Annotated in this window: 16 protein-coding genes; 6 read left to right on the top strand and 10 right to left on the bottom strand. The window is 62.2% G+C overall.

Annotation, left to right across the window (positions count from 1 at the left end):
- Positions 1-81: 81 nt before the first annotated feature.
- Positions 82-1,464: an aminotransferase-like domain-containing protein gene (locus HV675_RS09375; protein WP_175110609.1), complete on the bottom strand. Its 1,383-nt coding sequence runs from the start codon at positions 1,462-1,464 to the stop codon at positions 82-84.
- A gap of 53 nt (positions 1,465-1,517) precedes the next feature.
- On the opposite strand from HV675_RS09375, the gene HV675_RS09370 reads away from it, so the two are divergent.
- The 3 genes from HV675_RS09370 (at position 1,518) to HV675_RS09360 (ending at position 3,001) form a co-directional block, all read left to right on the top strand.
- Positions 1,518-1,760, top strand: coding sequence for a hypothetical protein (locus tag HV675_RS09370; protein WP_175110608.1), 243 nt, complete (start codon positions 1,518-1,520; stop codon positions 1,758-1,760).
- An 87-nt stretch (positions 1,761-1,847) separates the two neighbouring features.
- Positions 1,848-2,336, top strand: coding sequence for a PaaI family thioesterase (locus HV675_RS09365; RefSeq protein ID WP_217478076.1), 489 nt, complete (start codon positions 1,848-1,850; stop codon positions 2,334-2,336).
- Positions 2,337-2,578: 242 nt separating this feature from the next.
- Positions 2,579-3,001: a hydroxylaminobenzene mutase gene (locus HV675_RS09360; protein WP_175110607.1), complete on the top strand. Its 423-nt coding sequence runs from the start codon at positions 2,579-2,581 to the stop codon at positions 2,999-3,001.
- 6 nt (positions 3,002-3,007) lie between these two features.
- Here HV675_RS09360 and HV675_RS09355 read toward each other — a convergent pair whose 3' ends face one another.
- The gene (locus tag HV675_RS09355) at positions 3,008-3,193 is read right to left on the bottom strand and encodes a hypothetical protein (RefSeq protein WP_175110537.1); all 186 of its coding nucleotides are present in this window, start codon (positions 3,191-3,193) and stop codon (positions 3,008-3,010) included.
- 346 nt (positions 3,194-3,539) lie between these two features.
- Here HV675_RS09355 and HV675_RS09350 point away from each other — a divergent pair, with 346 nt between their 5' ends.
- Positions 3,540-4,124 carry an LOG family protein gene (locus tag HV675_RS09350; RefSeq protein ID WP_175110663.1) on the top strand — a complete coding sequence of 195 codons (585 nt, stop codon included), beginning with the start codon at positions 3,540-3,542 and terminating at the stop codon, positions 4,122-4,124.
- A gap of 30 nt (positions 4,125-4,154) precedes the next feature.
- Here HV675_RS09350 and HV675_RS09345 read toward each other — a convergent pair whose 3' ends face one another.
- The 4 genes from HV675_RS09345 to HV675_RS09330 all read right to left on the bottom strand — a co-directional run bounded on the left by HV675_RS09345 (position 4,155) and on the right by HV675_RS09330 (position 8,096).
- A complete protein-coding gene (locus tag HV675_RS09345) occupies positions 4,155-4,961 on the bottom strand; it encodes an isocitrate lyase/PEP mutase family protein (protein WP_175110606.1) in 807 nt (268 codons plus the stop codon).
- A gap of 156 nt (positions 4,962-5,117) precedes the next feature.
- Positions 5,118-5,570, bottom strand: coding sequence for a carboxymuconolactone decarboxylase family protein (locus HV675_RS09340; RefSeq protein ID WP_175110605.1), 453 nt, complete (start codon positions 5,568-5,570; stop codon positions 5,118-5,120).
- 122 nt (positions 5,571-5,692) lie between these two features.
- Positions 5,693-7,114, bottom strand: coding sequence for a MocR-like pyridoxine biosynthesis transcription factor PdxR (gene pdxR / locus HV675_RS09335; RefSeq protein WP_175110604.1), 1,422 nt, complete (start codon positions 7,112-7,114; stop codon positions 5,693-5,695).
- Between the two features lie 148 nt (positions 7,115-7,262).
- Complete coding sequence (locus HV675_RS09330; RefSeq protein ID WP_217478074.1) at positions 7,263-8,096, bottom strand: TetR/AcrR family transcriptional regulator; 834 nt, start codon at positions 8,094-8,096, stop codon at positions 7,263-7,265.
- An 18-nt stretch (positions 8,097-8,114) separates the two neighbouring features.
- On the opposite strand from HV675_RS09330, the gene HV675_RS09325 reads away from it, so the two are divergent.
- Together HV675_RS09325 and HV675_RS09320 are read left to right on the top strand one after the other, a co-directional pair.
- Positions 8,115-9,611 carry an MDR family MFS transporter gene (locus tag HV675_RS09325; RefSeq protein ID WP_175110603.1) on the top strand — a complete coding sequence of 499 codons (1,497 nt, stop codon included), beginning with the start codon at positions 8,115-8,117 and terminating at the stop codon, positions 9,609-9,611.
- A gap of 156 nt (positions 9,612-9,767) precedes the next feature.
- Positions 9,768-10,985: an acyl-CoA dehydrogenase family protein gene (locus HV675_RS09320; protein ID WP_175110602.1), complete on the top strand. Its 1,218-nt coding sequence runs from the start codon at positions 9,768-9,770 to the stop codon at positions 10,983-10,985.
- Between the two features lie 21 nt (positions 10,986-11,006).
- Here HV675_RS09320 and HV675_RS09315 read toward each other — a convergent pair whose 3' ends face one another.
- The 4 genes from HV675_RS09315 to HV675_RS09300 are packed head-to-tail and all read right to left on the bottom strand — an operon-like array spanning position 11,007 to position 14,041.
- Positions 11,007-11,306 carry a DUF971 domain-containing protein gene (locus HV675_RS09315; protein ID WP_175110601.1) on the bottom strand — a complete coding sequence of 100 codons (300 nt, stop codon included), beginning with the start codon at positions 11,304-11,306 and terminating at the stop codon, positions 11,007-11,009.
- The gene (locus tag HV675_RS09310; RefSeq protein WP_175110600.1) at positions 11,303-12,310 is read right to left on the bottom strand and encodes a HEAT repeat domain-containing protein; all 1,008 of its coding nucleotides are present in this window, start codon (positions 12,308-12,310) and stop codon (positions 11,303-11,305) included. Before HV675_RS09310 ends, HV675_RS09315 begins: the two co-directional genes overlap by 4 nt.
- A 55-nt stretch (positions 12,311-12,365) precedes the next feature.
- Positions 12,366-13,178, bottom strand: coding sequence for an ABC transporter ATP-binding protein (locus HV675_RS09305; RefSeq protein WP_175110661.1), 813 nt, complete (start codon positions 13,176-13,178; stop codon positions 12,366-12,368).
- A gap of 2 nt (positions 13,179-13,180) precedes the next feature.
- A complete protein-coding gene (locus HV675_RS09300; protein ID WP_175110599.1) occupies positions 13,181-14,041 on the bottom strand; it encodes an ABC transporter permease in 861 nt (286 codons plus the stop codon).
- Positions 14,042-14,081 lie beyond the last annotated feature (40 nt).

Here is a 14,081-nt window from a genome sequence, read left to right as displayed (position 1 = left end):
CTATGGCACCCGGGATGTTGCGATGTTCGTCAACCGTGTGCAGCCTTCGGCATGCACGACGGTCGCATGACAGTCGACGAGTCAGTCCTGCATCACCCTGGCGAGAACGTCGAACACACGTCTGTTGCCGCATTGAGTGACGTTGAAACGCAAATAACGACTCGCCGTGCGCGACAGACTGAACGCATCGCCGGGCGCGAGCACCAGGTTGTGTTCGATCGCCCGCTGGGCCACTTCACCGGAGTCGAGCCCCGCCGGCAATTGCGCCCACACGAACATGCCGCCTTGCGGATGCTGCCAGAGCGTGAAATCCAGTCTGTCGAGATGCTCGAGTGTGATGGCCGTGTTCCGTGCCAGCCGGGTTCGCAGGCTCTCGAGGTGGTGGCGGTAGCTGCCGTCCACCAGAAGTCGGTACGTGATCTGCGCGGCGAGATCGCTCGTGCCAAAGCTTGTCGCGAGTGCGAGATCCGTCAGTCCTTCTATCCAGTCGCCCCGGGCGGCGATATAACCGCAACGCAGCGCCCCGGTCAGTGTTTTGGAAAAGCTGCCAATGAGGATGACCCGCTCGAGGCCGTCGAGCGCCGCCAGTCCTGTCGACGGTTGGGCTTCGAGATCGGCGTAGACGGAATCTTCGACAAGAACGACATTGTGCGTCTCGGCAAGCTTGAGCAGGCGATGCGCGGTACCGATGCTCATATTCGTGCCGGTCGGATTATGCAGAACCGGCATCGTCAGGTAGAGCTTCGGACGATGCTCGACGCAGGCATGTGCAAAGCGGTCGAGATCGGGGCCTTGCGGTGTGTATGGTATGCCAACCACATTGACGCGCTGTGCCTGCAACGTAGACTGAAAATTGAAATAGCAGGGGTCGTCGATCAGCACCGTGTCCCCCGGCTGAAGCAGGAAGCGGCAAACGATATCGAGTGCACGTGTAGCTGAATCGGTGAGAAGAAGCGCGCCGGGATCGGCGGCAATATTGCGCTCGTTCAGGCGCCGGGCCAGCTGATCGCGTAATGGCAGAAAGCCCTGCGGCGTGCCATACGCGGTGAAATTCATCGTGTCCTCGCGCGTGACGCGCCGCATGATACGTCGCAATACATCGCCGGGCAGCCAATCATCAGGCAGCCAGCCGCAGCCGGGTTTCAGCGACGGGTCGTTGACGGCCATCGACTGACGCGTGATCCACATGTGATCGATGGCGCGCCTCGGTTGCGGTCCGGATTCCGCCAGCATGAAAGGGCGCACACGCGCGGCTGCGAAAAAGCCGGACCCGGGTTTGACGTTGACCTCTCCTTCAGCCACCAGCCGGTCATAGGCTTCGACAATCGTCGATTTGAAAACGCCCTGTAACTCGGCGAGGCGCCGGATGGAAGGGAGTTTTGCGCCTGGCGCGCTTTCTATCCGCTGGCGTATCGCCGCCATTGTCATATCAATGCGAGTCGGCGTTTTCGTGATGTCTGCCATCCGTACCTCTTGCGCGAGCAATACAGTTCAGTCGAATTGAATCGGGATTGTTTATGCTGATTGTAACCATCCTCCGCTCGATCAAACGACCGAAGCGACGCATCACATTCTTGCTGACCATGCAGTTGCAATTTCGCGGCTTGATCGACGCGATGCGATTCCGTGCTGTCCATTGCGCCCGCACAGTCTCATTGAAATACGTCGAACTGTCACTGGCGCCACACGATTGCATTCTTGAACATCACGTCTGCCGGGCTGATCCAAATGGCCGGAGGCGTCCTGTTCAATACACCTGAACGACCGTCGTTGCGAGCGGGGTTTCGGGAACAGGATGTCAAAGACGTGCGAGGGGACATTCCTTAACGACAGCAGTGAGCTTTTCCATGTCTTGCGACGATATCGAACGCATGGTCGGAGTGGTGTCGCGTGAAGTGCTGTGCGCCGAAGACGGCTTGTCCTTCGTGCGCGGCATGATGGAACGTCGTCATCCGCATTCGCCTTACGCCGACACGATGGGCTTTGAGCTTGTCGAGGTCGGCGAGGGTTGGGTGGTATTCGCCGGCAAGCCATCGGCCCGCTATCTCAATCCGATCGGCGTGATCCACGGCGGCTGGACGGCGACCCTGCTCGATTCGGCAATGGCTCACGCCACGCAAACGACGTTGAAGGCCGGCGAGGGTCATACAACGATTGAAATGAAGATCGGGTTTCTGCGCCCAATCACGCCTTCGACCGGAGTCGTTCGTTGTGAAGGCAAGCTGATACATCGCGGCGGCAGGATCTCGACGACGGAAGGCCGACTGATCGACCAGCGTGGAAAGTTGCTCGCACACGGCACGGAAACCTGCATGATCTTCCCCACCGAAACCTGAACGGCGCGATGAGCGGCCAGCTCGTCGACACCTCCGCAATCCCGAAGCGTAACGCACATTTTCGACCATCAATGGTGGCGTGAGCCCGCTGAGCCCGCATTTTTGAAGGATTGAAAGTCATGCAAGAACGCTGTGGCTCGCGCAGCGGCGAAGCAACATTCATCGTTACGCTAGTGGCGTCGACCTTCCTGATGGGATCGAGCTTTGTTGCCGCCCAAAAATCTGCTTAACGGAGAAAACCGATGAACCCGATTCCGCACCAGTTGTTGATCTCCGGCACGGTCCTGTTCCTGCTCAGTCTGCTGATCGGGTTCGCGTTGCCTGCCGTCGCCAATCCGCGCATGGGCGTATCGGCGCACGTCGCCGGAATACAAAGCGGCTTGACGCTATGGGCGCTCGGACTGATGTGGCAGTACATGGCTCTGCCTGCCGGCATGCAGCGGGCGACGCAACTCCTTGCGGTGCTGGGACTCTATGCCGTTTTCGCGAGCCTGCTGCTCGCCGCGTTATGGGGCACCAGCCGTGCCACGCCGATCGCCGGCGCCGGTCATCAGGCTAGCTTCCCGCGTGAGGTGACGGTCACCACGTTGCTCGCGAGCGGCTCGATAGCAAGCGTAGTAGCTATTGCATTGGTGCTGCGGGGCTTGTGGATGGGGAGAGCCTGAAGCACATCAATGAAACGTGAAATCGTCATTGCTGTCGGGAATCGCATCGAGCAGATCGCGCAACCCGCGCCAGAGCGTAAAACCGGTGGCGCGCATCAGCACGGCGAGCAGCGTACGCCAAACGGAATGGATGGTTGAGCGATGCACCGGGTGAAGGATTGTCGGGGTACGTATCCGCATACAGGTACACATGGATGTCTCCGTTTATGGTCCATCGTTTTAACAGGCCACATCGTGTGTGTGCAGGGACAGAAAGGAGGCGTCGATAAGGACTGTACTTGCCGGGCAAGCAGTATGGATGCCTGGAAGAGGTGCTGCGTGTCAATCAATCATGGTTCAGTTCGAAATCTGATTCATGGCCCTTGGAGACCGTCCAACGGGTTTGTACACTGCGTCCGCACGTTACCGGACACACTCGACTTCAACCTCTTCTTGCCAACCCGCAGGTTGCTGCCTCGCCACTTGCGCGTGTGGCCGCCTGGCATCGTCCTGCTGCGCGACGTCGTGAACACTCCGTGATTCCTCAGGACCTGAAATGATCAAGGCAATCTGCGTATATTGCGGCTCCGCGCTGGGAGCGCGCGCTGTCTATGCCGAAGCCGCCACGGCGTTCGGCCGGGCACTGGCGGAAGCGGACATATCGCTCGTCTACGGCGGCGGGCGCGTCGGCCTGATGGGCATGATCGCCGATGAGGTGCTCGCGAACGGCGGCCGTGCAGTCGGCGTGATTCCCGAACTGCTGATCGCGAGGGAAGTCGCGCATACCGATCTCACCGAGTTGCATGTCGTTCCCGACATGCACGATCGCAAGAAGAAAATGGCCGATCTATCCGACGCGTTCGTCGCGATGCCCGGCGGCGTCGGCACATTCGAGGAGTTGTTCGAAATCTATACCTGGGCAAAGCTCGGCTATCACGACAAACCGGTCGCGTTGCTCAACGTCGAAGGTTATTACGATCCGCTGCTGGCGCTGCTCCGGCATACGGTCGACGAAGGCTTCATGTCGCCCAGGCAACTCGAGACGCTGCAGGTGGCAACGCAGCCGGCCGAACTCATTGCGCACATGCAGCGTCTCATTCCGTTCTCCGGTGACAGATGGGCGCACAGGCGCGACCGTGTCTGAGTGAGTCGACGAAAATCGTGCAACGGTTTCCTAGTGTGTCGAAAAGAGGTCTTGCATCTGTGCGTATGACATCGCCCCCGTGGACAGCGGGTCCGAACGGCCGGTCTTCAGGAAGTCTTGAGCCAGTTGTTTCGCTTGACCCCAGATGGCTTGCGAGATCGCCGCGCCAGCGCTGAGGCGGCGTACGCCAAGCTTGCCAAGCGTCGCAGCGTCGGCCAGACCCGGCCAGGCCATCGTGTTCAACGGCAAGGCAATGTTGTCGACGACGGCCGCGATGTCATCCGCCAGTTTGATTCCCGGCAGGAACCATCCGTCGGCACCTGCGCTGGCGTACAGTTTGCCGCGCGCGATCGACTCGTCTACGAGCTCGGACGGGCTGAGGAGGTCCGCAAGAAACAGGTCCGAACGGGCATTGATGAAGAGGTCCGCGCCCGCTTTGGAAATGGCATTGCGAATCGCCTCGATCTTGTACACCAGAAGTGCTGGTTCATCCGAACCATCTTCGATGTTGATGCCGGCGACGCCTACCGCGACGAGGCGCATCACGTTGTCGGCCACCACCTTCGGATCATCGGAATAGCCGTTCTCGAGGTCGACGGAGAGCGGTATGTTCAATATGCGCGTCATGCGAGCCGCGGCGGCTACGACTTCCTCGGCAGGAAGCGTTCGGCCGTCCGCGTAACCCAGCGACCAGGCGAGCCCGGCGCTGGTGGTGGCGATGGCTGCCGCGTCCAGGCTTTCGAACAGGCGCGCGCTTGCCGCATCCCATGCGTTCGGGAGCTGCAGTGGCGTGGTGTTGTGATGCAGCTGACGAAACTCGGCGACAGTATTGGACATTTCTTTCTCCAGGAGCAGCGTGGCTGCTGCGATGCGATCCCTCGAAAGAGCAGAGGGGAGCGATCGGGTTGTGTGTTGAATTAGGCCAGGAAAACCGGGGATCGCGGTCAAACATCCGCATGCTGCGTGTCGATCCTGCTCCTCGCCCGTCGCCTATCAGGCGCTCGCGGCGGCCGGGGTTGAGCGAAACGCCACGCCGAACCGGTTGAATGCGTTCATCAGCGCGATCGCATAGGTCAGGTCGGCCAGTTCCTTGTCCGTGAACTCCGCGGCGGCGGCTTGATAGTCAGCATCGGGAATGCCGGTTTCGGACACGCGCGTCACGGTTTCCGCCCACGCGAGGGCGGCGCGCTCAGGAATGGCGAACACGTCGCCCGCGTCGCGCCACACGGGCACGAGAACGAGCTTGTCCACCTTGAGGCCGGACTTCAAAAGATCGCGCGAGTGCATGTCGATGCAATACGCGCAGCCGTTGATTTGCGAAACGCGCAGATACACGAGATCGACGAGCTGTTTGGGCAGGCCGTTTTTCTGAAGTGTCGTGTACACCGCGCCGAAAGCGTCGAAGCCTGCAGGAGAAGCCTTTACGTAGTCGATACGATGGGTCATGAGAGTCCCTGAGAAAGTATTGAACATACGCTATCCTGCCGCCTCTTGGCCTGGTTGCTAAGATCCATGATCGAACTTGTCCACCAGGCCATGATGGCCGGCTGCACAAGCGCGGCCCGCGGTCATAACAGCTTCAGAATCCGTTTCCCCAATTTTTCGGCGGTGCCCTGGGAGTCGATATTCGTGAAGCTCAGCAGTAAGGACGAGGCACCCTCGCCATCCATCGTCCAATCCGTCAGCGCTTCGGCGTACAGGCCCTGTTCCCGCATGCGCACGACGAGACGGCGATCCGAGCGTCGGCCCTGCAGTCGCAAGATCAGGTGCATGCCGCCGGGCTGTGCATCGATTCGGATGTGTTTGCCCAGCACGCTTTCAAGGCCCGCGACGGTCGCCGCGCGACGCTCGGCGTACAGTTTTCGCATCCGTTGTATATGGCGCGCGAAATGCCCTTCCTTGATGAACGCGCTGACGATCGCTTGTGTCAGTTCAGGACTGCCACCCACAAAGGTATGCATGATCTGCTCGAAGCGTTCCACCTGCGTGTTCGGCACGACAAGATACGCAAGCCGGATGCTCGGGAAAAGCACCTTGCTGAACGTGCCCGCGTACAGCACGCGCCCGTCGCGATCGAGGCTCTTTAGCGCAGGCAGAGGACGGCTGACATATCGGTATTCGCCGTCGTAGTCGTCTTCAATAATCCACGCGTTGTTTCGTGTCGCCCAGTCCAGCAGCATCAAGCGCCGAGGCAACGACAACGACACGCTTAGCGGACTCTGATGCGCCGGCGTGACCAACGCCGCACGCGCCCGCGGCGCAGACCTGATGCCTTCGGCGACGACCATGCCTTCCCCGTCCACCCGCACCGGGACGGCAGTCACGTTCATTTTGCCCAATAGCTCTCGCGAAGGCGGATAGCCCGGGTCTTCAAGCCAGACCCGATCTCCCGTCTTTAGCAACGCAAGCGTAATCAGCTCAAGGGTATGGCGATACCCGGATGTCACGAACACCTGAGACGGGGAACAATCGATGCCACGCGAGACCTGAAGATAGGCGGCGATTTCGGTGCGCAATGCCCGCAAACCGTAGACCGAAGGATGAATCATGTCGGACGGCTGCATCGAACGGACGCATCGCGCGCCGAGGCGTGCCCATATTTTTCTGGGAAACGCATCGAGTGCCGGCAAGCCCATCTGGAACGGCAAGATCGAATCCGGCCGGAAACCGGCTTCAGCGATTTCAGCAGTAGTCCGCGGCAGCGCGCTAGCAACTGGCGCTCGCGGCTCGAGGGTGGGCGTCACGATGGTCCCTGCCTGACCCCGTGCGACGATATACCCCTCGGCTGCGAGTAAAGAATAAGCCGCTTCGATCGTGCCTCTTGCCAGACCCAGTTCCTGGGTCAACGCGCGTGCGGATGGTATCCGGTCGCCTGGCTTGAGCAGACCGCTGGCAATAGCGTTGCGAAACCGGTCGTAGATCTGCCGGTAAAAAGGCGCGGCCGCCATCGGGTCCAGCGGCGAGATAGGGCTAGTCTTTGCGACGGTCATGGACTCGTTCACCTTGGAGGCATCGTAGAAACAGTCCTGCCATATTGACCCGCGGTGTCGATTCGGCGCAAATTAATGACGCATGCGCATGGTGCGTGGCTTCGTTTTGACGGGAATAAAACTCGCTTCAAAGGGTTAGTGATCCGCGTCAAGCGCGAGGCCGGGATGCGCGTCGCACCGGCAGGTCGGCAACGCCATTCGTGCTGTGCTGCCTGTTCCGCTTGCGGCGGCCCGTCGCAGATTGAGCGGCGACGGCGGGTTCGGCCGGCCACGCTTGCAACGCGCGTGCAACCGTGCGATAGAGTTCGTCCCGCGTCGCACCCGATTGCGCGGCAAAGGCCAGTCCCCAGCCTACGGTCATCACGTAGTGAGCGAGCTCATCCGCATCCGCATCGGCGGGAAGGTCGCCATCGTCCTTGGCCGCCTGAAAACGCTCACGCAGGCGTTCTCTGCGCTTCGCCCGATACTGCGCCATTTCGCGCCGGATAGACGCTGAGTCATCGGTAAACGGCAGCGCGCAATTCACCGCAAGACAGCCCGGCGGATACGCCTCATCCGTATAGAGATCCGCCAGCCGATACAGCATGCACTCGGCGACGCCGCGCGACGTCGGCTGCTGCAATGCCTCCTCCGCCCAGCCTAGACGCGTGTCCGAATAGTGCTTCAGGACCCGCTTGAAAAGTCCTTCCTTGCTGCCGAACGCGAAATAGAAGCTCGGCGGCGTAATGCCCATCGCCGCGGTCAGATCGGCGAGAGAAGTCCGCTCGTAGCCGTTACGCCAAAACAGACCGGTTGCCGTCTCGACCGCCGTGTCGACATCGAAGACCCTTGTTCTTGCCATGTTCCACCTTGTCGCCTTGTCCCTTTCAAATATAGCATCTCCTACAAAATAGCTTGACCTTGCTCCGCTCCTGTATCTATAGTGTTTACTACATTTAAGCGGTTGGATATTGCCGCGCCGCGCCAGTTCAATCAGCAACATCAACTTCGATAGGCCAGCATGCACGTTTCTGTCTCTTCATCGCGGCGCTCGCTCATCCTCGGCACGATCATGCTGGCAACCTTCATGGTGTCGATCGAGTCGACCATTGTGGCTACCGCCATGCCGCGGGTGGTCGGGCAACTGGGCGGCTTCAATTACTACAGTTGGGTCTTTTCCGCATTCCTGCTCGCGCAATCGGCGACGACCCCGATCTACGGCAAGCTTTCCGACATGTTCGGCCGCAAGCCGGTGCTGGTCGTCGGCATTGTGCTGTTTCTCGCGGGCTCGTTGCTGTGCGGCTTCGGCTGGTCGATGACTTCGCTGATCGTGTTCCGTGTACTGCAAGGGCTTGGCGCGGGCGCGATCTATCCGGTGGCGATGACGATCATCGGCGATCTGTACAAGCTCGAGGAGCGGGGCAGGGCACAAGGCATGATCGCCATCGTGTGGGCGGTCTCGGCGGTCGTCGGGCCGCTTGCGGGCGGCGTCATTGTCGATAACTTCGCGTGGGCGTGGATCTTCTGGATCAACCTGCCACTCGGCGTGTGCGCCATCATCGGTTTTGCGATTCTGCTGCGCGAGGCGGTTGAACATCGTCAGGTCAAGATCGATTATGCAGGCGCGCTGCTCTTTTCCATCGCGATCATCTCGCTGCTGGTTTTGCTGACGGAAACGAACGCGACAGGCGGGGTGCTGGTTGGGCTCGCCGCACTCTTTGTGGTGTCCGGCGCGCTCTTTATCTTTCGTGAAAAACGTGCCGCCGCGCCGATCATCTCGCTCGAGCTATGGACACGGCGTGTGATCGTCACCAGCAATGCCGCAACGCTGCTTGCCGGCATGGCATTGATTGGCCTGACCACCGTTCTGCCCATTTATGTGCAAGGCGTGCTCGGGCGTTCGCCGATCGTGGCGGGCATGACGTTGACCGCGCTTGTGGTGGGCTGGCCGCTCGCCGTCATGATGTCGGGCCGGCTCTTCAGGACCTTCGGTATCCATCGGACGGTGCGCACAGGCAGTGTGGCGTTTCCGGTCGGCGCGATGGTTCTGCTGTTCCTGACTCCGCATAGCGAGCCCGCGGTAGCTGCAATGGGTTCGTTCCTGATGGGATTCGGTATGGGACTCGTCAGCATTACGGGTATTGTGCTCGTGCAGGAAAGCGTTGAATGGTCGATGCGCGGCAGCGCCACTGCGGCGATCATCTTTTCCCGCAGCCTCGGCAGTACGCTCGGGGCCGCCGCGCTCGGCGCCATTCTCAATGTCGGTATCACGCACTACGGCAGCGGTGAACTGGCCACAAGGCTTCGCGATCTTCTCAATCATCCGACCGGGCTTGCCGATCTTGCGCACAATCCGAATGTCCGGATGGTTCTGTTTCATGCTTTGAACTGGAGCTTCTGGGGCGTCGTCGCAGTTGCGGTGCTCGCGGTCGTCAGCGCATGGCTGATCCCGGTTTCTCGCAAGGACACGGGCGATGTGCCGGTGAAGCATGCGGCCGAGGCGGCATCGGGAAATTAATGAACGCCTTTTCAATCCCGATCGACGTATAACAAAAGAAAAAATTTCTGGTTTTGTGCGGCATCCCCGGTCCTTATACTCGTTCACTGCGCTCGTTGACTGCAGCGGCGCGCATCGAACGCCCCTTGCACGTTCCCAGGAAAGAGAACCGACCGTATGAATGCCCCTCAGGAAATCGCGTCGAACGCGCGACTGCAGGCCGTACTGGCCGCATTACCCGAAACCGCCCACGCGATCGGCAAAGACGCCGCGCAACGTGAGGCAAGGCGTGAGCTTCCATGGGAGGGGTTCGAGATTTTCCGTCGATCGGGTCTCGGCGCGCTGCGCATCCCTGTCGAGTGGGGCGGCCTCGGCGGGTCGCTTGAAGATCTGTTCGAGGTCATCGCGACGCTGGCCGCGGCGGATTCGAATCTTGCACATGCATTGCGTCTTCACTACGACGTCACCGAGGTGTTGAGGCTGTCGCCGCGCACGCCGTTCAACGACGTGCAGATCGAGCGCGTGCGCGCCGGAGAAATTTTTGGTGGCGCGTCGACCGAGCGGGGCACGTCGCGGCCCGGCGAGATCGAAACGCGCCTGGTGCGCGATGGCGAGCACTACCGCGTGTCGGGCCGGAAGTACTACTCGACCGGCACCGCGTTTGCGGACTACGCGCGTATCAATGTGCTCGACGAAACCGGTGAGCACGTGTCGATCATGATTCCGGTGAAGCGCGACGGCGTACGCATTATCGACGACTGGGACGGCATGGGCCAACGCATGACCGCAAGCGGCAGTTTGCTGCTCGACAACGTGCAGGTGTTCACGACCGAAGTGATCAACCGCGGCAGCACGACGCTCGTCGGCCGTCACAGTGGCGCGCTGCGTCAACTGCACCTGGTCGCGACGGCGGCCGGGATTGTGCGCAACGTCGTCGCCGATGCGCGTCAGTATGTGATCGATCATGGCCGGCCGGTGATGCACAGCCCCGCGCCTTCGGCACGCGAAGACCATTTTGTGCAGCAGGTGGTCGGCGACCTGTCGGCGCACAGCCATGCGATCGACGGGCTTGTGCGGGAGAATGCGCGCGCGATGGACCGCTCCGCCGACGCAGTGCGCGCAGGCCGTCCAGAGGCCGACGCGCTCGTGCTGCAAAGCGCACTCGCCACGGCCAAAACTCAACTGGTCGTGAGCAAGCTCGCGCTGCATGCGGCCGAGCGTTTGTTCGAGACCGCGGGCGCATCCGCCACTTCACGCGTGTACAACCTCGACCGTCACTGGCGCAATCTGCGCACGATCTTCAGTCACAATCCGCTGCTGCATAAGGCGCGCGTGGTCGGCGATTACGAACTGAACGGCGTGACCACGCATCTGACCGAAGGGCGCGTGTTCTGAAGCCGGCGAGGGCCGGGTCGTTCATCGCACCGCTCCGTGCTGTTGTGCAACGGATTCCAGATACGTCCACGGAAAGATGCCGCGCGCGTGGCCATCGCTGAATAGCAGTTGCGCACCATAGCCCATCGGCTCGACGCCCGTCAGCGTCACGTCCGGGGCGATTGCGATATCGCGGCCGGCGAGTCGCGCGGCACGGCAAGCGGAGCACGGGCAGGCACGGCGCAATTGCGCGTGCGTGATCGTTTGCGTTTTGCCGTCGGCCCAGTGCAGTGTGAGTATGCGCGCCGCAGCATTCGTGTGGATTTCAGCGGGCGTTCTCATCGGGCACTCCCTTCCATTTGCTGGATTGCGATCCGTGCCGCTTTGCGGACCTCCGGGTCGCCGTCCTGCAACGCGGTGCGCAGCGCCGGTAGCGTATCCGCGTCATTCAATTCGCCAAGCGCGAGCGCGGCTTCCTTACGCAGATTGCTGATCGTATGCATCAACAGCGCGGCAACCTTGGGCGCGGCGTGGCGATCCTTCAGTTGACCGAGCGCGCGCACCGCGCGCAATCTCACTTGCCAGTACGCGTCATCGAGCGCCGTGATCAGCGGGTCGCGCGCCGCCTGCAGGCGCAGCTTGCCGAGCGTGGTCGCGGCCTGCTCGCGCACTTGCCATGCGTCGTCACGCAGCGCGTCGAGCAGCGCGGACGTCACAGCCGTATCGGCATGCGTTGCGAAGCCGAGCGCGCCGACCGCCGCACCGCGCACGTCCGCGCGCACGCCTGCCGCGTCGATCGCGAGTTTTGCCAGCGGCGCGAGCGCGCGCGGATCTTTCAACCAGCCCAGCACGCCGACCGCTTCGAGCCGCACATCATCGTTTGCGTCTGCGAGCGCGCGCAGCGCGGGGTCGAGCGCATCCGCATAGCGCAACTCACGCAAGCCGCGCAGCACGGCGCGGCGCACCGCCGGCTCGGGCCGTTCGGCCCAGCGCCGCAGCACCTGCCCGGACGACGGATCTTTCAGCTCGGACAAGCTGCGGGCCGCCGCGTCGCGAACGTCGCTGTCCGTATCGAGCAACGCATTGCATAACGCTTCGACGACATCTCGCTGTTCCCATGCGGCGAGCACGCCGGCGGCCTCGCGGCGCACTTCGGCCGCCGGGTCGTCGCGCAAGACCGCGACGAAGGCCGGCACCAGCGCCGCGTCTTCGAGGTCTGCGAGATCGAGCAGCGCAATGCGGCGCACGGCGGCATCGCCCGCGGCAAGACGAGCCGACGCGGCGGCCGCATCGTCCGGCAGCAAGTGGGTATCGAGGAAAGCGGGAACGGATGCGGTATCGGTCATGAGAAGAACGTCGAGGGTTGAGGGGCGGCAAACATCGCGCAGGCGACGTGTGACGTCACGCCGCCTGCGTTTGCGTGACGTCGTGCAACAGGCCAAGACAACGGCGTTTGATCTCGACGAACGCAGGCTCGGTCGTGCTTTCGTCGTTGCGCGGGCGCGGCAGCGGCACGGTGATGTCCGCGACGATGCGCGCGGGCCGCTGCGACAGCATGACGATCCGGTCGCCGAGAAACAGCGCCTCTTCGATGTCATGCGTGACAAACACGATAGTCGTGCGGATCTGCGACCACAGGTCGAGCAGCAGCGTCTGCATGTTGCGTCGCGTTTGTGCGTCGAGCGCACCGAACGGTTCGTCCATCAGCAAGATGCGTGGCCGGTTGATCAGCACGCGCGCGATCTCGACGCGCTGCTGCATGCCGCCCGACAGTTGCGCCGGATAGTGCGACGCGAAGCCGGCAAGGCCGACGAGCTCGAGCAGTTCGGTCGCGTGGCGGCGGCGTTCGCGCGCGCCGATGCCTTTCATCTTCAAGCCGAACGCAACGTTATCGACAACGGTTTTCCACGGAAACAGCGTGTGCTGCTGAAAAACGAGGCCGCGCTCAGCGTGCGGTCCGTCGACTGCGACGCCATCGACCGCGATCTCGCCATGCGTCACGGCGACGTGGCCCGCAATCGCGCTGAGTAACGTCGACTTGCCGCAGCCGGACGGGCCGAGCACGCAGAGGAATTGACCTGGCGCGATGTCGAGGTCGAACGCTTCGAGCGCCGCGAAGCGCGCGTGCGGCGCACCCACTTCGACGGTCAGCGCGCGCATGTCGATGCGGCCCGGCGCATGCCGGGCGATGCCGGCGAGACTCGCGGCGTCCATGCTCATTGCCGGGCTCCGCGCAGCCGATACCACGGCGTCAGCGCCGTGCCGATGCGCTTCACGAGCGCGCTGCTGCCCATGCCGAGCACACCGATCAGCGCCATGCCGACGACGATGTCCGCATAGTTCTGCAACGTGTACGACTCCCACGTGAAGTAGCCGATTCCGTACTGGCCGGCGATCATCTCGGCTGTGACGAGACAGAACCACGCGGTGCCCATGCCGATCGACAGGCCGGTGAAGATCGCCGGCGCCGCGCCCGGCAGGATGACTTCGGTATAGAGCGCAAGCGGCTTCGTGCCGAGGCTGCGCGCGGTGGCCACGAGGCGCGGGTCGAGCGCTTCGACACCGTGCACGGTGTTCAGCAGAATCGGGAACAGCGCGCCGATAAACGTGATGAACATCATGCTCAGTTCCGACGACGGAAACATCAGGATGGCGAGCGGAATCCATGCGACCGCGGGAATCGGCCGCAACACTTCGAGCGGCGGCAGTAGCGTGTCTTCGAGCATCCGGTAGCGGCCGATCGCGAGACCGGACCCGACGCCGACCGCGGCGGCCGCGCAGAAGCCGACCAGCACGCGGGTGACGCTGGCCGCGAGATGCATCGGCAGCTTCGGCGAATGAAGCAATGCCCATAGCGCCGGTATCACGTCGGCCGGCGATGGCACATTCGCGAACGTGACGATGCCGAGCGACAGCCGGTAGTGGACCGCAAGCTGCCACATCGCAACGCACAACGCGAGCGACGCGGCGCGCAGTGCGGCGCGGCGCGTGAGCGATGAACGGATGCCGGCGCCGACGGCGCGCTTGCGCAACGCGCGGGACGGGTGGCTTTCGGCAAGTTCGAGCGTGGCGGCCATGCGGGCTCCTTGAAGAATGACGGAAATGGCGGTCGGGGCC

The sequence above is a fragment of the Paraburkholderia solisilvae genome, from assembly GCF_902859875.1.
GTDB lineage: Bacteria > Pseudomonadota > Gammaproteobacteria > Burkholderiales > Burkholderiaceae > Paraburkholderia > Paraburkholderia solisilvae.
The sequence above is the reverse complement of the archived record's forward strand: the minus strand, read 5'-3'. Positions and strand labels throughout refer to the sequence as shown.